The organism is Micromonospora sp. CA-259024 (genome assembly GCF_050936255.1).
In the GTDB taxonomy this organism is placed as follows: Bacteria; Actinomycetota; Actinomycetes; order Mycobacteriales; family Micromonosporaceae; genus Micromonospora.
On record NZ_JBNJND010000002.1, the window covers coordinates 2167783 to 2185197 of the forward strand.

Genomic DNA, 17415 nt, shown 5'->3' on the forward strand with positions numbered 1-17415 from the left:
GGCGTTGTCCACAGCCCGCCGAGTTGTCCACAGGCGGGGCGGTCGGGACGGTTCGCGGGGCGAATTCCGAGCAGGGTCGGCGGCACACCGGAGCCCGACCCGCTGGAGGCCGCGATGGCACCCCGTACCTCCGTTCCGCCGATCCGACAACTCCCCCTGGTCGTCACCGGGGACGGCGATCTGCTCGACGACCTGCTTCGACTCGCCGCCGCCGGCGGGACCGAGGTGGAGCTCGCCGCCGACCCGGCGGCCGCCCGTACCCGCTGGGTTCCCGCACCGCTGGTGCTGCTCGGCGCCGACCAGGCGCAGTCGTGTCTGCGCGCACGGCTACCGCACCGGCCCCGGCTGGTGTTGGTCGGCCGGGCCGGCCAGATCGACCCCGGCTGGCAGATCGCCGAGCTGATCGGCGCCGAGCACGTCGCCGCGTTGCCCGCCGCGGAACCGTGGCTGGTGGACCGGCTCGCCGAACAGAGCCCGGACCGTCGGGACGGCTCCGGCGCCCGGATCGTCGCGCTGCTCGGCGGGCGGGGCGGTGCCGGGGCGAGCGTGCTCGCCGGCGGGCTTGCCGTGACCGCCGCCCGGGCCCGGCTGCGCACCCTGCTGGTCGACGCCGACCCGCTCGGCGGTGGGCTCGACCTCGTGCTGGGCTGGGAGCAACTGGAAGGGCTGCGCTGGCCCTCGCTCACCGGTGCGGACGGGAGGGTCGACGCCCCGGCGCTGGTCCGGGCCCTACCCAGCCGCGGTGACCTGGTGGTGCTCTCCTGGGACCGCGGCGACCTGCTGGTGCTGCCCGCGGCGGCGATGGCGGCGACCCTCGACGCGGCACGTCGTGGGCGGGACTTCGTGGTGATCGACCTGCCTCGGCAACTGGACGACGCCGCCGTGATGGCGTTGCAGGCGGCCGATCAGGCGTTCGTCGTCGTCCCGGCCGAGCTGCGAGCCACGGCGGCGGCCGCGCGGGTGGTGGCCGCCGCCGTCCCGCACTGCGCCGCGCTCTCGGTGGTGGTGCGCGGGCCCGCCCCGGGCCGGCTGCGCGCGACCGAGGTGGCACGGGCGCTCGGGCTTCCTCTGGCCGGCACGCTGCGCCCCGAGCCGGGGCTCTGTCGAGGGCTGGAGCGAGGCGAGGCGCCGGCGGCCGCGGGCAGGGGTCCGCTGGCCGCCCTCTGCCAGCGGATCGTCACCGAGCTCACCGGCGTACCAGCCGCGGGTGCGGCATGACGGGCCGGCCGGAGGACGGCACCCTGGCCGCCCGGGTGCGGCAGCGCATCGCCGCGGCCACCACCCCGGTCACCCCGGCGGCGATCGTCTCAGCAGTACGGGCTGAGCCCACCGCCGCGGTGCTCGGTGACACCGCCGTGCTGCGGATCGCCGACCGGGTCCACGACGACCTCGTCGGGGCCGGGCCGCTGGCACCGCTGCTGGCTGACCCGGAGGTGACCGACGTCCTTGTCAACGGCACCCGGGTGTGGGTCGACCGGGGGGCAGGGCTGCACCAGGTGGCGGTCCCGGTGGGCTCGGTGGAGGACGTCCGCCGGTTGGCGCAGCGACTCATCGCCAGCGCCGGGCGGCGGCTCGACGACGGTTCCCCGTACGCGGACGCCCGGCTGCCCGACGGCACCCGGCTGCACGCCGTGCTGCCGCCGGTGGCGACCGAGGGCCCGTACCTGTCCCTGCGGACCTTCCGACACCGGCCGTTCACTCTCGACGAGCTGGTGCACCAGGGGACCGTGCCGCGACCGGTGGCACCGGTGCTCGCCGCCGTCGTCGCGGCCCGCTTGGCGTATCTGGTCACGGGCGGCACGGGGTCTGGCAAGACGACTCTGCTCAACACACTGCTGGGATTGGTGCCGGCCACCGAGCGGATCGTGCTGGTGGAGGACGCCGCCGAGCTGCGTCCGGGTCATCCGCACGTGGTGGGGCTCCAGGCGCGTACCGCCAATGTGGAGGGGACGGGCGTGGTCAGCCTCGGCGACCTGGTCCGGCAGGCGTTGCGGATGCGCCCGGATCGGCTGGTGGTCGGTGAGTGCCGGGGCGGTGAGGTGGTCGACCTGCTGGCCGCGCTCAACACCGGCCACGACGGGGGCGCTGGCACTCTGCACGCCAACACCCCGTCCGACGTGCCGGCCCGGCTGGAGGCGCTGGGCATGCTGGGTGGGCTACCCCGCGCCGCGCTGCACGCCCAGGTGGCCGCCGCGTTGCAGGTGCTGTTCCAGGTGCGACGTGGCGATCGGGGACGGGTGCTGGAGTCGGTCTGCCTGCTGTTGCCAGAGGGGCCCGAACGGTTGGTGACCGTGGTGCCTGCCTGGGTACGCGGCAGCGGGCTCGGTCTGGCCGCCCGCGCGCTCGGGGCGCTCCTGCGAGAGCGTGGCGTGGCGGTGCCACCGATCCTCAGCGAGCCGTGGCCGGGATCGGCGGGCCCGGCATGAACGGCGGGACGGTGCTGGTGGCGGCGCTGCTCCTGGTCGCCGCCGCACTGGTGGTGTGGCCCGTGCACAGCATCCGGGCCCGCCGACGTCGCGTGCTGGTGACGGGACGTGGGAGCGGCGGTGCCGACCCGGATGACGCGCTGATGGATTGGATCCGGGAACTCGGCCGTACGCCGGAGGCGCCGGTCGACGCCTCGGGCGACTCGCCGACCCTGGGTCGTCCGGGCGGCGTCCCTTACCAGCCGGCAACGGCCGCGGCTACCAGCGGAAGACAGACGGCGCTCGGCTGGCCCAGCCGGGACGTCACCGGCAGCCCGAGCTGGCCCGGGGCGACGCGAGGGCCGGCCGGGCCGATGGGGCCGGCAGGCCCGACACGTCCGCCGACCCGTCGGGATCCTCGGCGCCCGGCCGGCACCGCCCGGCCGGCGGCCACGACCCCCGACACGGGACGTGGGGGCGGCACAACAGTGGCCGCGATCGAACGCGACAGCGGAGCCGTGGAGGCGGGCTGTCGGGGCGAGGCTTCAGGCGCGGTGGCGGCCGTTGGGCGCGGAGACGGTGAGGATGCCCGCCGGGGCGAACTGTTCGGCTCGGCCACGGCCGAGGGGCGTGGGGAGGACGTCGACCGCCGTGAGTATCGGTCCGTCGGCCTCGCCGACATGACGGCCGGTCCGTCGAGCGCGGTTACGTCGGTCCGTGCCACGCGGTCGACGGCACGTCTGCTGCCGCTGGTCGGCCTAGTGGGAGGCGGCGTCGGTGCTGTGGTCGGCGGACCGGTGGCTGCGGTCGCGGTGGCCGGCTACGGCATGCTGGCCGTGCGCGCCGTGCTGCGCTGGCGGACGAACCGTCGCGCCGAGCGAATCCGACGACGTGGTTTGGACCAGCTCTGCGGCCTCGCTGCGGACCTTCGGGCGGGTCTGTCTGTCCCGCACGCGCTCGAGGTCGCCGTCGCCGGCGGCTGGGACGACTCGGACCGTCTGCGTCAGCTGACCTCCGCCGCGGTGCGGCTGGCCGACCGGACCGGCGCGCCACTGGCGGAACTCGTCGAGCGGATCGAGGCGGACGCTCGGGCGACCGACCGTGGCCTGGCCGCCGCGGCGGCACAGGCTGCCGGTGCGCGGGCCACGGGCTGGTTGCTGGCGGCGCTGCCGATCGGCGGGATCGGGCTCGGGTACGGAATCGGCGTCGACCCCGTGGCGGTGCTCCTGCACAGCACGGTCGGTGGAGTCTGCGCGGTTCTCGCGGTCGCCCTGCAGGTCGTCGGTCTCCTGTGGGCCGAACGATTGGGCGCGACACCGGGGCGGGCCGGTTGATGCCCCGGCACCGGCCGGACGCGATCCGGCTCGCCGCAGCCCTGGGCGGGCTCGCTGTGGCCGTGGTCGTCGAGGGCTGGCTCGGGCTGCTCGGTGCGGTCCCGACCGCGTTCCTGCTGGATCTCCTGCTGCGGCGGATCGAGTCGCCGGGCATGCGCAAGCGGCGGCTTCAGGAGGTGGCCGACCTCCCGCTCGCCGCCGACCTGCTGGCCGCGGCGATGCGCGCGGGCGCCCCGGTTGACCGCTCGGTGTTGGCCGTCGCCGACGCGCTGGACGGACCGCTTGCCGGTCGGCTGGCCCGGGCCGGGCGCATCCTGCTGCTCGGCGGAGGGCCGGCGGAGGCATGGTCCGTGCTGGATGGGGTGCCCGGCGCGGAGCGGCTGACCGCAGCGGCGATGCGCTCGGCCAACAGCGGTGCCGCCCTGGCCGGTGCGCTGGCCCGGCTCGCCGACGATCTGCGCGCCGATCGGGCCACCGCTGCCGAGGCGTCGGCCCGCCGGGCGGGCGTGCTCATCGTCCTGCCGTTGGGGCTCTGCTTCCTGCCGGCGTTCATTCTCGCCGGCCTGGTGCCGGTGATTGTCGCCGTTCTCGGCGACGTGCTCTGACCCATCGAGAAAGGAAACAGCCATGCGCAAACTGATCGCCCGCCTGCGCGGGGACGCCGGAATGAACACGGCCGAGTACGCCGTCGGCACGCTCGCCGCCGTCGCCTTCGCCGGGATCTTGTTGAAGGTGTTGACCTCGGGCAACGTCCAGTCGGCGCTGACCGCCGTCATCGACCGGGCGCTGAAGTGATCGGGCGCCGGCAGACCGGCCGCGATCGGAGGTCTGGCACTCGTGGGCTGGCGGCTGACAATGGGCGGAGATTCCGCACTGTCGAACCAGCCGTCGGCGGGGATCGAGGATCGTTCACCGCCGAACTGGCGGCCGGTCTGCCGGCGCTGCTCCTGCTCCTGCTGGCCGGCCTGAGCGCGGTCAACGCCGTCAGTGCCAAGGCGGCCTGCCTGCACGCGGCCCGCGAGGCGGCACTGGCCGCCGCCCGCGGTGCGGATGGCGGCGCGGTTGGCGGGCGCGTGGCGCCGCCCGGGGCGGAGGTGTCGGTGTCGGCCGATGGCGATCGGGTGCGGGCGACGATACGCGCTCCCGTGCGCACGCTGGGCGGTCGGCTACCGCGGATCACCGTGGTCGCCACCGCCGTCGCAGCCGTGGAACCGGGCGCTGGCGAGGGGAGTTGGTGATGCGACGACCTGATGGTGGGTCACAGCGCTGCCGCCACCGGCCGACTGCCGAGCGACTCGATGATGACCGGTCGGACGCCCAGCGAGGGGGTGCGACCGTCCTGCTGCTGGCGATAGGGCTGGTCCTGGTGCTGTTCGGGACGTTCGGCGCCGCTGTCGCAGCAGCCGGGATGGCGGATCAGCGGGCGCTGGTGGCGGCCGATCTCGGCGCGCTGGCCGGGGCCGCCCGAGCGCTCGGCGGCGACACGACGGCGTGCGCGTCCGCTGCGGACATCGTCGGCCGCAACGGTGGCCGGATGGTCGGCTGTCGCCTCGACGGGCTGGACGTGCTGGTGACCGTCGAGGTGGCGTTCACGCCAATTCCCGGCCTGACCCGGACCGCCGTGTCGACGGCCCGTGCTGGCCCGTTGCGTGGCTGAGCGGGCAGCCGAGCCGGCCAGGTCACTCCGCCCGCCAACCGCGCCGCCCGCCACGGATCCGCGGCGGGCGGCGCGCTCGTGTCGCGGCACATCGGTCACCCATCAGCCGGAGGCGCCACGGTTACGCCTCGACCTCGACGACCTGTGTGGTGGGCAGATGCGGGGGTCCGTGCCGACCCAGATCGCCGCTTGTCCCGGTGGGAAAGGGTGGCCGGGCCTGGATGTGTCAGCGGGCCTGGAGCGCGTCGAGGGCGACGGCCATCGCGATGACCAGACGGCGGTCGATCTGCGGGTTCTGCACCTCGACGACGTACTTGTCGCGCAGGCCCCACTTCTTGACCACGGTGAAGACCGGCTGGCCGCCGGCGGTGAAGTCGAAGTGGTACGGCAGCCAGGACAGCGAGTCGACGAACCGGCGCAGCAGTGCCACCGGCATGCTGCGCTCCTGGCCCGTCACCTGCGGCAGACCGCCCTGCTCGACGTGCCAGGTGGACCGGAGCAGCGACTGGGCGAAGTCCTTGCGGAACAGGCCGATCGGGTTGCCGGCCGCGTCGGTGACGTCGTACGTGGCGCCGAGGTCGATGCGCTGGCGGGCCTTGAAGCCGAGCAGGGGCTGCTGCTTGGACTCGTCCGCGTAGATCGTCACCTGCTCCTTGAAGGCGAGCCGCTTCTGCTGCGCGAACGCCAGCAGCTCGCCCTCGGTGCCGTCCGGGGAGACCGCCCGGACCTCGTACTGGTTGACCATCATGCGCAGTCGCTGACGGACGTGGAACTGGTGCTGGTTCTGCAGATTGTCGAGCTGCATGTGAACTCCTCTGGGGGTTGGTCCGCCGGAGTCTCGCACAGCCCGACATCTGCTGCCGGTGCCCGAGGTCAACGGCCGTCGACCGTGGCGCGCAGCGCCCACCCGTTGAGGACCTGGTGGATGCCGCGGAGCCGTTCGTTGATCTGCTCCAGCCGTTCCGCCTGGGCCAGGGCGGCCAGCGCCGACCCGAGCGCGATCTGCTGGTCGAGGGTGAGTTGTTCCTGGTCGATCGTGTAGAGCAGGTCGACGGTCTCGGCGATGGTGTCGGCCACGGCTCCTCCTCGGGCGCGGGGGGCGATCAGCAATATGGGCATCATCGATGGAAGCGCTCCCACATCATTGTGCCCCGCGCCACGGCGATTCATGCAAGGCGCTCACTCGGGCAGGTTCGCCAGCACCACGTCGAGCACCCGGATCGCGTCCGGCTTGGAGAGCGGGTTGTTGCCGTTGCCGCACTTCGGCGACTGCACGCAGGACGGGCAGCCGGTCTCGCAGCCGCACTCCGCGATCGCGTCCCGGGTGGCCCGCAGCCAGGCCGAGGCCGTCCCGTACGCGCGCTCGGCGAACCCGGCGCCACCCGGATGGCCGTCGTAGACGAAGACGGTCGGTGCCTCGGTGTCCGGGTGTACCGCGGTGGAGAGCCCACCGATGTCCCACCGGTCGCAGGTGGCGATCAGCGGCAGCAGGCCGATCGCGGCGTGTTCGGCGGCGTGCAGCGCACCTGGCACGTCGGCCGACTGGACCCCGGCGAGAGCCAACGACTGCGGCGACAGGGTGAACCAGACCGCCACCGTGCGCAGCTCCCGGGTGGGCAGGTCGAGTGGCCGGGTGTCGATCACCTCGCCGGTGGCGATCCTGCGCCGCTGGTACGACACCACCTGACTGGTCACGTCCACCTCGCCGAGGAACATGCCGACCGGCCCGGCATCCACGTAGGAGCGCACCGACACCACGGAGAGGTCGGTGACGTCGCGGGCGTGGGTGGACCAGTCCGGCTCCTCGGTGTGCACCAGCGCGCAACCGTCGGCGAGGTCGAGCTCGTCGACCACGTACGAGACGCCCTGGTGCAGGTAGACCGCGCCGGGGTGGAGCAGGAAGTGCGAGGAGCCGCCGTCGACCGTGCCGAGCAGCCGGCCGGTCGACGACTCCACCACGGCGACCGGGGCGCCGCCCTCGCCGCGCAGGTCCACCTCAGGCCGTTCCCGGTGCCGCCAGTACCAGCCGGTGGGCCGCTGCCGCAGCGCCCCGGCCGCCACCAGTTCGTCGACCGCCTCCTTCGCCCCGTCGCCGAAGAGCACCAGGTCGGCCGGGGTGAGTGGCGCCTCGACCGCGGCGCAGGCGAGTTGCGGTGCCAGCACGTACGGGTTGGCCGGGTCGAGCACCGTAGCCTCCACCGGCGCACCGAAGATCGCCTCCGGGTGGTGCACCAGGTAGGTGTCCAGTGGGTCGTCGCGGGCCACCAGCACGGCGAGGGCCTCCTGCCCGGCGCGCCCGGCGCGGCCCGCCTGTTGCCACAGCGACGCCCGGGTGCCCGGGTAGCCGCAGATCAGCACCGCGTCCAGCCCGACCAGGTCCACGCCCAGCTCCAGCGCGTTGGTGGAGGCCAGGCCGAGCAGGTCGCCGTGCAGCAGCGCCCGTTCCAGCTCGCGCCGTTCCTCGCGCAGGTAGCCGCCCCGGTAGGCGGCCACCCGGTCGCCGAGCCCCGGCACCGCGTCGTCGAGCGACCGGCGGGCACTGGCCGCCACGACCTCGGCACCCTTGCGGGAGCGGACGAACGCGAGTGTGCGTACTCCCTCGGCGACCGTGTCGGCGAGCAGGTCAGCGGTCTCCCGCAGCGCCGACCGGCGGACCTGGACGAGGTCCGTCGCGCCGTCGTGCCCACCCGTCGCCTGCGCGGGCACCGACGGGGACGCCGAGGAGTCCGGTGGCAGCAGTGGCGGCTCCCAGAGTGCGAAGGTCACCCCGCCTCGTGGTGAGGCGTCCTCGGTGACCGCCGTCACCGGCAGCCCGGTCAGTCGCCCGGCCGCGGTCGCCGGGTCACCGGAGGTCGCCGAGGCGAGCACGAACACCGGGGTGGCCCCGAACCGGGCGCATTGCCGGCGCAGTCGACGCAGTACGTGTGCCACGTGCGAGCCGAACACACCCCGGTAGGTGTGGCACTCGTCGATCACCACGTACGCGAGTCGGCGCAGGAAGCCGGACCACTGGGCGTGCCCGGGCAGGATGCCGTGGTGCAGCATGTCCGGGTTGGTCAGCACGAACCTCGAGTGCCGGCGGATCCACTCCCGTTCGGCGCGCGGAGTGTCCCCGTCGTAGCAGGCTGGGCGTACCCCCTCCAGCTCCAGCGCGGCGACGGCCCGCAGCTGGTCGGCGGCGAGTGCCTTGGTCGGTGCCAGGTAGAGCACGGTGGCCCGGGGATCGGCGAGCAGGGTGGCCAGCGCCGGGAGCTGGTACGCCAGGGACTTGCCGGACGCGGTGCCGGTGGCGACCACCACGTGCTCGCCCTCGTACGCCAGGTTGGCCGCCTCGGCCTGGTGCTGCCAGGGCGCGACCACGCCACGCTGGGTGAACGACGCGCGCAGCTCTGCCTGCGCCCACGACGGCCACGGCGCGGGCACCCCGGCGCGTGCCGGCACCCGCTCGACGTGGGTGACCGGGTCGGCGGCGCCCCGGGCGCGCAGCCGGCGCAGCAGGTCGGCCGGCGATGGCCCGGGGCCGGGACCAGCGGATACGGTGGCGGCGGACGACGACTCCAGGTCGTGGCGCGGCGCGAGACGCGCCGAGCTGAAGTCGTTGGAGGTCACGCCCTGCACTCTCGCACTGGTGTTCGGAGATGAAAAGTCAGGCCTTGGGGTAAGGGGAAGCCTCCGCTGGCGTCCGCAGGCCGCACCGGCGGTAATGGTTAGATGCCCACGAGAGTTTACGGCTCTGGCGAGGAGGACCGATGGAGCTGTCGCTGGCGACCCGCACCGTGGGCGAGCACACGGTGCTCGAGGTCGGCGGTGAGGTGGACGTCTACACCGCGCCCCGGCTCCGCGAACGACTCCTCGAACTGATCGACGGTGGCGCTCGTCACGTGGTGGTCGACCTCGGTCGGGTGGACTTCCTCGACTCCACCGGGCTGGGCGTGCTGGTGGGCGCGCTCAAGCGGCTCCGCTCGGCCGGTGGGTCGTTCGCCCTGGTCTGCGACAAGGAGCCACTGCTCAAGATCTTCCGGATCACCGCACTGGACCAGGTGTTCCCGTTGCACCCGACGGTCGACGCGGCGGTCAGCGCCGACCCGGCTGGCGCCGGCGCGTGATGGCGACAGTCAAGCTCTCGTTCTCGCCCGCCCCGGTGCACGTGCGCACGGCCCGGCTGGTCGGCGTGGCCGTCGCCCGGCGCGCCGGGGTCCGGGAGGACCTGCTGGACGAGGTGCGCCTGGCCATCGGCGAGGCGTGCACCCGGGCGGTGGCCCTGCATCGCCAGTACGGCCTGGCCGACCCGGTGTTGGTGGAGATGTCCGACGGCGGCTCGTACGCGGTGCGGGTGGTGGACCGGGCGCCGATCGAGGCCGGCATCGGTCTGACCGCGCTGCCACCGGACGAGCTGGCCAACGAGTCGCTCACCGACGAGGCGCTGACCACCGGTGTCGGCTTCGCGCTGCTCGCCGGCTTCGTCGAGGACCTGCAGGTGCGCCCGGTCGACGAGGGCATCGGCACCGAGGTGCGGATGGTGTGGCCGGTCGGCCGCTGACCCAATCCGGTTCCAAGGCCGCATCCCACTGGGATGCGGCCTTGTTGCATGGATGGGGCCCTATATCAGATTTCGTTTCATAACACAGCGACGAAGATCATCGCGACACGGTGCCACCTGGGTGTGACCTCCAACACTGTGGAGGGCTACAGTACCCGGGTTGTCAGCAAGTGACCCATCCCGCAGCCAGCGGGTATGGGTGTTCATCGCTGGTCCGCTGGTGGGTTGGCGCGCGCTTGCGAGTCCGCATCCAGGCGTCGGTCAGTGCGTCTCCACTCACCGGCGCGATTGTTCGGTAACAGGAGGACACAGATGTCCGAGACCTTGGCCGCCGACGGCGGCGGGCTTTCCCTTACCGGAAGCAATGTCACCTACGTCGTCATCGCCGCGGTTGTCGCGTTGGTGGCGCTCGGTTTCGCTGCCGCCCTGACAAAAACGGTGCTGGCCGCTGGTAAGGGCACCGAGAAAATGCAGGAGATCTCGGGGGCGGTCCAGGAGGGCGCCTCGGCCTACCTGCTTCGCCAATTCCGCACCCTGGCGATCTTCGTCGTCGTCGCCGTCGTGCTGCTCTTCCTGCTTCCGGTGCACGACACCGATGGCAGTGAGCTCGCGGTGAAGATCGGCCGCTCACTCTTCTTCGTGGTGGGCGCCCTGTTCAGCGCGTTCATCGGTGGCGCTGGCATGTGGCTGGCCACCCGAGCCAACCTGCGTGTGGCCGCCGCCGCGAGGGAGCGGGTAGGCGGCCGCGAGGCGGCCATGAAGATCGCTTTCCGGACCGGCGGCGTCGTCGGCTTCTTCACCGTCGGCCTCGGCCTCTTCGGCGCGGCGCTGGTCGTCCTCGTCTACCGGGGTGACGCGCCCACCGTGCTGGAGGGCTTCGGCTTCGGCGCCGCACTGCTCGCGATGTTCATGCGGGTCGGCGGCGGCATCTTCACCAAGGCCGCCGACGTCGGCGCCGACCTGGTCGGCAAGGTCGAGCAGGGCATCCCCGAGGACGACCCGCGCAACGCCGCCACCATCGCCGACAACGTGGGCGACAACGTCGGTGACTGCGCCGGCATGGCCGCCGACCTGTTCGAGTCGTACGCGGTGACGCTGGTCGCCGCGCTGATCCTCGGCCGCGCCGCGTTTGGCCAGGAGGGCCTGGTCTTCCCGCTGATCATCTCCACCATCGGCGTGCTGATCGCTATCGTCGGCGTCTTCATCACCCGGCTGCGCGCGTCCGACCGCAATGGCCTGACCGCGATCAACCGGGCGTTCTACCTCTCGGCGGTGCTCTCCGCGGTGCTGGTGGCGATCGCCGCCTACGCGTACCTGCCGGCGACCTTCGCCGAGCTGGACGGCGGCCTCGGCTTCACCGACCGTGACCCACGGGTCGTGGCCATCGGCGCTGTGGTGATCGGCATCGTGCTGGCCGCCGCGATCCAGGCGCTGACCGGCTACTTCACCGAGACCAACCGGCGGCCGGTGCAGGACATCGGCAAGAGCTCGCAGACCGGTGCGGCGACCGTGATCCTGGCCGGCATCAGCATCGGCCTGGAGTCGGCGGTCTACTCGGCGCTGCTGATCGGCGCCGGCGTCTTCGGCGCCTTCCTCCTCGGCGGCAGCTCCATCACGCTGTCGCTGTTCGCGGTGGCGCTGGCCGGCACCGGCCTGCTCACCACGGTCGGCGTGATCGTCGCGATGGACACCTTCGGGCCGATCTCCGACAACGCCCAGGGCATCGCCGAGATGTCCGGCGACATCGACGAGCACGGCGCTCGCACGCTGACCGAGCTGGACGCGGTCGGCAACACCACCAAGGCGATCACCAAGGGCATCGCGATCGCCACGGCGGTGCTCGCCGCGACCGCGCTGTTCGGTTCGTACACCGACACGCTCAGCACGGCGTACGCCAGCGCGGGTGTGCAGGATGTCGGCACCGAGATTCTCAACTCGCTGAACGTGGCGAACCCGCGCAACCTGGTCGGCCTGATCATCGGTGCGGCGGTGGTCTTCCTCTTCTCCGGGCTGGCCATCAACGCGGTGTCCCGCTCGGCCGGTGCCGTGGTGATGGAGGTCCGCCGGCAGTTCCGCGAGCTGCCCGGCATCATGGACGGCACCCAGCGCCCGGAGTACGGCAAGGTCGTCGACATCTGCACCCGGGACGCGCAGCGCGAGCTGATGACCCCCGGCCTGCTCGCCATCCTGGCGCCGATCGCGGTCGGCTTCGGCCTCGGGCCCGGCGCGCTCGCGGCGTACCTGGCCGGTGCGATCGGGGCCGGCACCCTGATGGCGGTGTTCCTGTCCAACTCCGGTGGGGCCTGGGACAACGCCAAGAAGCTGGTCGAGGACGGCGCGTACGGCGGCAAGGGCTCCGAGTCGCACGCCGCCACGGTCATCGGCGACACCGTCGGTGACCCGTTCAAGGACACCGCCGGCCCGGCGATCAACCCGCTGATCAAGGTGATGAACCTGGTTTCGCTGCTGATCGCGCCCGCTGTGGTGGCGTACAGCGTCGGCGACGACCGCAACGTCGGCCTGCGGGTCGGCATCGCGCTGGTCGCGACGCTGATCATCGTGGCGTCGGTGGTGTTCAGCAAGCGCAAGGGCATCGCGATGTCCGACTCCGACGCCGATGGCAACACCGGCGCCGGCAGCACCGACCACCGGCCGGAAACGGTCAACGCCTGACCCACCACCGGCACCGGGTCCCCGGCCGACGTACCGCGTCGACCGGGGACCCGGCCGTCCGGGCCGATGCCACACCTGGCCAAAGGTCGTACGCTGCAACGCATGCGTACGTGCCGGGCGTCTGCCGCCGGAAAGTTCACGGTGGTCCTGGCCACGATCGCCGTCGTACTCGCCGGCTGCGGCGGGGGTCCCAGCCCACGGGCCTGGGCGGCCTCGGTCTGCGGCGCGCTCACCCCGTGGCGCTCCGAGATCAGCAAGTTGACCAGCAGTACGGACGAGCAGATGACCGCGCAGACCACACCGGCGCAGGCCAAGGAGAACCTGGTGCGGCTCTTCGGTGGGGCCGAGCAGGCCAGCGAGACCGCGCGCCGCAAGGTCGAGCAGGCCGGCGTACCGGAGACCGACAACGGTGCCGCCATCTCCGCCGGGTTCCGCAGCTCACTGGGAAAGATGCGGGACGCCTACGGCCGCGCCCGGGACACCATCGACGGGCTGGGCACCGGTGAGCCCACCGTGTTCTACGACGGCGTACGGGCCGCGGTGGAGACCCTCAACAAGGAGTACGACGCCAGTGCGTTGGACACCAGCAAGCTCAACTCCGAGGAGTTGAAACAGGCCTTCGACGAGGTGCCGGAGTGTCGCTGAGCGGGCGCCGTGACACCGGAGCGGCCCAGCCGCTGCCGGCGCTGTTCCCGGCACCCGAGCCCGCCGCGCCGGCAGTCGAGCCCTCACGGCGGCGCAGCCCGGCGACCCGCCCCGGTTCGGGTGCGCCGCCGTCCGAGCCGTCCCCGACCGAGGACGCGGGCCGGCAACTTGTCTTCTTCGGCGCGGAAGCGGCCGAACCGACGGTCGCCGACCTGGCCGGGCTGCTCGCCGGGCCGGGTGAGGTGGTGCGGATGGGCGGTACCGCCCGTCTTTCGGTGCAGGTGGACGCCGCGTGGCGGGTGCACGTGCTCGTCGCGGAACTGGCGTCGCGCGGGTTGGCGGCGAGCTGGGAGCCGACCGAGGGCGAGCGACACGCCGTCCGTACGTCGTACACCCGGGTCTTGAAGCCGCTCGCGGCGGCCTGGCTGCACGGCCCGGCGAAACGCCCGCCGGCCACCTTTCACCTGACCGGCCGGCGGCTGCGGCTGTGGCTCGCCGCCGCCGGGGCGCCGGAGCAACCCGGCGGGTTCCTGTTGCGGCTCGGTGAGAACGACCAGGAGTGCTGGGAACCGGTCGGCGCGGCGCTCGCCGCGGCCGGACTCGCTGGCACGCTGCTCGGCCCGGACGACGGCGGCCCGGCGTACCGGATCACCGGCCGCCGCCGACTGGCCCGGCTCGCCGAGCTGGTCGGCGGTCCACCCACCGCAGCACCAACCACCGCCTGGCCACCCCACCCCTAACCCCATCTCCAACCCCGCCCGCCCCGCCCCGCCTCGGCCGATCATGGAGTTGTGTTAGGGGACGTACTTCGCGCCCGGGGTGAAAACGGACACCACGGCTCCATGATCGACGGGGGCAGGGCTGTCCGGTGCCGGACAGCCCGGGGGTTCGATCCGGGCGGAAAACGGGCGGGTCGCACCTCGGCCGTAGGTCCGCCATCGTCACAGTGACCCGCTTCGAGCCCTACCCACGGTGTACGGTGGCGCCGTCCGGCAGTGCCGAGCGCGGCGGGGCGGACGTTGGCCGCCGTGCCGTAGCGGTTTACGGCCCGCGAAACCCGAAACGCGGGCGGCGCGTTACGTTGGACATCCGAACCGCCGGTGCGACGGCGGGGTCGAAAGCGGTCGCTGTCCGGGCGCCGGCAGGCCACGAGCAGGAGTGAGGTCGGGGAGAGACGTGCCGAGCAACGCTGGAACCACCCGTCTGGTCATCGTCGAGTCACCGGCGAAGGCCAAGACGATCTCGGGCTACCTCGGCCCGGGGTACGTCGTGGAGGCCAGCTTCGGTCACGTCCGCGACCTGCCGCGCAACGCCGCCGATGTGCCGGCCAAATACAAGAAGGAGCCCTGGGCGCGTCTCGGGGTGGACGTCGACAACGGCTTCCACGCGCTCTACGTCGTCTCCGCCGACCGCAAGCAGCAGATCAGCAAGCTGGTGAAGCTGGCCAAGGAGGTCGACGAGATCTTCCTGGCGACGGATGAGGACCGCGAGGGCGAGGCGATCGCCTGGCACCTGGTCGAGACGCTCAAGCCCAAGGTCCCGGTCAAGCGGATGGTCTTCCACGAGATCACCAAGCCGGCGATCCAGGCGGCGGTGGCCAACCCCCGGGAGATCGACCGCGACCTGGTCGACGCCCAGGAGGCCCGGCGGATCCTCGACCGGCTCTACGGCTACGAGGTCTCCCCGGTGCTGTGGAAGAAGGTCATGCCGAGGCTCTCGGCCGGCCGGGTGCAGTCGGTGGCGACCCGCATCGTGGTCGAGCGGGAGCGGCAGCGGATGGCCTTCCGCACCGCCGAGTACTGGGACATCCTGGCCACCCTCGCGGTGGCCAACGCCGGCGAGGGGCCGCGCACGTTCAACGCCACCCTGATCGCGTTGAACGGCGACCGGATCGCCACCGGTAAGGACTTCGAGCCGACCACGGGTCGGGTCCGGGCCGGTGCGGGCGTCGTCCACCTCGACGAGAGCGGAGCCCGCGGGCTCGCGGCCCGGCTCGACGGGCGGCCGTTCACGGTCACCCGGGTCGAGGAGAAGCCGTACCGTCGCCGCCCGTACGCGCCGTTCATCACCTCCACGCTCCAGCAGGAGGCGGCCCGCAAGCTGCGCCTGTCCTCGCAGCAGACGATGCGCACCGCGCAGCGCCTGTACGAGAACGGCTACATCACCTATATGCGTACCGACTCGGTGAACCTGTCGGAGACCGCCATCTCGGCGGCCCGCCGGCAGATCGTCGAGCTGTACGGCGAGCGCAGTGTGCCGCCGGAGCCGCGCCGCTACACCGGCAAGGTGAAGAACGCGCAGGAGGCGCACGAGGCGATCCGCCCGGCGGGGGACAACTTCCGCACCCCGGGCGAGGTGGCCAAGGAGTTGTCCGCCGAGGAGTTCAAGCTCTACGAGCTGATCTGGCGGCGCACCATCGCCTCGCAGATGACCGACGCGGTCGGCTCCAGTGTCTCGGTGCGCATCCGCGCGGTCTCCACCTCCCAGGAGGAAGCCGATTTCGGCGCCACCGGCAAGACCATCACCGACCCGGGCTTCCTGCGCGCGTACGTCGAGTCCAGTGACGACGAGAACGCCGAGGCGGAGGACGCCGAGCGCCGGCTGCCCACCCTGGTCAAGGACCAGCCGCTGACCGCCGACGAGCTTGCCGCCCAGGGGCACCACACCCAGCCGCCGTCGCGCTACACCGAAGCGTCGCTGGTCAAGGCACTGGAAGAGCTGGGCATCGGCCGCCCGTCCACCTACGCGTCGATCATGCAGACGATCCAGGACCGGGGGTACGTCACCAAGCGCGGCCAGGCGATGATCCCCACCTTCCTGGCGTTCGCGGTGATCGGGCTGATGGAGCGGCACTACCCGCGCCTGATCGACTACGACTTCACCGCCAGCATGGAGAACGAGCTGGACGAGATCGCCGGCGGTGACCACGCCGCGGTCGACTTCCTCACGGCGTTCTACTTCGGCAGCTCCAACGGTGCCGGCGACCAGGACATCGCCCGCTCCGGCGGGCTCAAGAAGCTGGTCACCGAGAACCTCAGCGACATCGACGCCCGCAGCGTCAACTCCATCCCGCTCTTCACCGACGACGACGGCCGCGAGGTCGTCGTGCGGGTCGGCCGGTACGGGCCGTACCTGCAACGGGAGCTGCCCGGCGGCGAGCAGCCGACGCCGGCCGAGGGCGAGGAGGGCGGTGCCCAGGGTGACCGGGCGCCGATCCCCGAGGGCCTGGCCCCGGACGAGCTGACCCCGGAGAAGGTGCACGAGTTGTTCCTGGGCGGCAGCGGCGAGCGCAAGCTCGGCGACGACCCCGCCACCGGCGAGCCGATCGTGCTCAAGTCCGGCCGGTTCGGTCCGTACGTGTCCAGCGGCGAGCGCAAGTCGTCGCTGCTGCGGACGCAGACACCGGACTCGCTGACCCTGGAGGAGGCGCTGAAGCTGCTCAGCCTTCCCCGGCTGATCGGTGTCGCGCCGGACGGCGTCGAGGTCTTCGCCAACAACGGCCGCTACGGCCCGTACGTCAAGCGGGGCGAGGAGTTCCGTTCACTCGAATCCGAAGATCAGATGTTCACGGTCGGCTTGGACGAGGCACTGGCGCTGCTGGCCGCCCCGAAGGCCCGTGGACGGCGGGCCGCGGCGCCGCCGCTGCGCGAGATGGGCGTCGACCCGCTGACCGAGAAGCCGTTGGTGATCAAGGACGGCCGGTTCGGCCCGTACGTGACCGATGGCGAGTTCAACGCATCGCTGCGGCGCGGGCAGACGCCGGAGGAGTTGAGCCTCGCGGAGGCGTCCGAGATGCTGGCCGAGAAGCGGGCCAAGGGTCCGGCGCCGCGGAAGAAGGCGGCGGCGAAGAAGGCGCCCGCGAAGAAGGCCACGGCCACCAAGAAGACGGCCGCCGCCAGCAAGTCCACTGCCGCGAAGAAGGCCACCACTGCCAAGGCGACGGCGGCGAAGAAGGCTCCGGCGAAGAAGGCCGCCCCGCGCAAGGCCGCCACCAGCACGGAGTAGCCCTCCGCGCCGTCTGACCCGTCGGGTGGCGCTGTTCCGACGCTCCAGATCTTGGGCAGTTTCCGTTCCGCCCGAACGGAAACTGTCCAAGATCTATTTTTTGATGTTTCGGGTCACATGAGAGGTTCAACCTTCGCGATTTTTGTCGGTACCGTC

16 protein-coding genes are annotated in these 17415 nt (G+C 72.4%); 13 read left to right on the forward strand and 3 right to left on the reverse strand.

Annotated features, from left to right (window positions below):
- Nucleotides 1–114 precede the first annotated feature (114 nt).
- Genes ssd through ACQEUX_RS29655 form a run of 7 tightly spaced genes read left to right on the forward strand, consistent with a single transcriptional unit; the run spans nucleotide 115 to nucleotide 5396 of the window.
- A complete protein-coding gene (ssd, locus tag ACQEUX_RS29625) occupies nucleotides 115–1218 on the forward strand; it encodes a septum site-determining protein Ssd (protein WP_433055314.1) in 1104 nt (367 codons plus the stop codon).
- Nucleotides 1215–2426: a TadA family conjugal transfer-associated ATPase gene (locus ACQEUX_RS29630; RefSeq protein ID WP_433055316.1), complete on the forward strand. Its 1212-nt coding sequence runs from the start codon at nucleotides 1215–1217 to the stop codon at nucleotides 2424–2426. Before ssd ends, ACQEUX_RS29630 begins: the two co-directional genes overlap by 4 nt.
- Nucleotides 2399–3739, forward strand: a complete 1341-nt coding sequence (locus ACQEUX_RS29635) for a hypothetical protein (RefSeq protein ID WP_433055318.1) — start codon at nucleotides 2399–2401, stop codon at nucleotides 3737–3739. The genes ACQEUX_RS29630 and ACQEUX_RS29635 overlap by 28 nt, the downstream gene beginning before the upstream one ends.
- Nucleotides 3739–4344 carry a type II secretion system F family protein gene (locus ACQEUX_RS29640; protein ID WP_433055320.1) on the forward strand — a complete coding sequence of 202 codons (606 nt, stop codon included), beginning with the start codon at nucleotides 3739–3741 and terminating at the stop codon, nucleotides 4342–4344. Before ACQEUX_RS29635 ends, ACQEUX_RS29640 begins: the two co-directional genes overlap by 1 nt.
- Nucleotides 4345–4366: 22 nt before the next feature.
- Nucleotides 4367–4534, forward strand: a complete 168-nt coding sequence (locus ACQEUX_RS29645) for a DUF4244 domain-containing protein (RefSeq protein ID WP_081883916.1) — start codon at nucleotides 4367–4369, stop codon at nucleotides 4532–4534.
- Nucleotides 4535–4581: 47 nt separating this feature from the next.
- Entirely contained in the window at nucleotides 4582–4977 is a 396-nt protein-coding gene (locus tag ACQEUX_RS29650) for a TadE family type IV pilus minor pilin (RefSeq protein ID WP_433057227.1), read from the forward strand.
- On the forward strand, nucleotides 4977–5396 hold the full coding sequence (locus ACQEUX_RS29655; RefSeq protein WP_433055322.1) for an Rv3654c family TadE-like protein: 420 nt from the start codon (nucleotides 4977–4979) through the stop codon (nucleotides 5394–5396). Before ACQEUX_RS29650 ends, ACQEUX_RS29655 begins: the two co-directional genes overlap by 1 nt.
- A 226-nt stretch (nucleotides 5397–5622) precedes the next feature.
- Here ACQEUX_RS29655 and ACQEUX_RS29660 read toward each other — a convergent pair whose 3' ends face one another.
- From ACQEUX_RS29660 to ACQEUX_RS29670, 3 genes are all read right to left on the reverse strand, one after another.
- Nucleotides 5623–6201, reverse strand: a complete 579-nt coding sequence (locus tag ACQEUX_RS29660) for a hypothetical protein (RefSeq protein WP_433055324.1) — start codon at nucleotides 6199–6201, stop codon at nucleotides 5623–5625.
- Between the two features lie 68 nt (nucleotides 6202–6269).
- Nucleotides 6270–6473, reverse strand: a complete 204-nt coding sequence (locus ACQEUX_RS29665; protein ID WP_433055327.1) for a hypothetical protein — start codon at nucleotides 6471–6473, stop codon at nucleotides 6270–6272.
- 102 nt (nucleotides 6474–6575) lie between these two features.
- On the reverse strand, nucleotides 6576–8957 hold the full coding sequence (locus ACQEUX_RS29670; RefSeq protein ID WP_433057229.1) for a DEAD/DEAH box helicase: 2382 nt from the start codon (nucleotides 8955–8957) through the stop codon (nucleotides 6576–6578).
- Between the two features lie 188 nt (nucleotides 8958–9145).
- Between ACQEUX_RS29670 and ACQEUX_RS29675 the strand changes: the two genes are divergently transcribed.
- The 6 genes from ACQEUX_RS29675 to topA all read left to right on the forward strand — a co-directional run bounded on the left by ACQEUX_RS29675 (nucleotide 9146) and on the right by topA (nucleotide 17259).
- Nucleotides 9146–9502, forward strand: coding sequence for an STAS domain-containing protein (locus tag ACQEUX_RS29675; protein WP_347663550.1), 357 nt, complete (start codon nucleotides 9146–9148; stop codon nucleotides 9500–9502).
- Nucleotides 9499–9936: an ATP-binding protein gene (locus ACQEUX_RS29680; protein WP_030334228.1), complete on the forward strand. Its 438-nt coding sequence runs from the start codon at nucleotides 9499–9501 to the stop codon at nucleotides 9934–9936. The genes ACQEUX_RS29675 and ACQEUX_RS29680 overlap by 4 nt, the downstream gene beginning before the upstream one ends.
- 312 nt (nucleotides 9937–10248) lie before the next feature.
- Nucleotides 10249–12609 (forward strand): sodium-translocating pyrophosphatase, encoded by a 2361-nt coding sequence (locus tag ACQEUX_RS29685; RefSeq protein ID WP_433055331.1) that lies wholly within the window; start codon nucleotides 10249–10251, stop codon nucleotides 12607–12609.
- 102 nt (nucleotides 12610–12711) lie between these two features.
- A complete protein-coding gene (locus ACQEUX_RS29690; RefSeq protein WP_433055334.1) occupies nucleotides 12712–13254 on the forward strand; it encodes a hypothetical protein in 543 nt (180 codons plus the stop codon).
- Nucleotides 13245–13994, forward strand: a complete 750-nt coding sequence (locus ACQEUX_RS29695) for a hypothetical protein (RefSeq protein WP_433055337.1) — start codon at nucleotides 13245–13247, stop codon at nucleotides 13992–13994. Before ACQEUX_RS29690 ends, ACQEUX_RS29695 begins: the two co-directional genes overlap by 10 nt.
- 436 nt (nucleotides 13995–14430) lie before the next feature.
- On the forward strand, nucleotides 14431–17259 hold the full coding sequence (gene topA / locus ACQEUX_RS29700; RefSeq protein WP_433055340.1) for a type I DNA topoisomerase: 2829 nt from the start codon (nucleotides 14431–14433) through the stop codon (nucleotides 17257–17259).
- Nucleotides 17260–17415 lie beyond the last annotated feature (156 nt).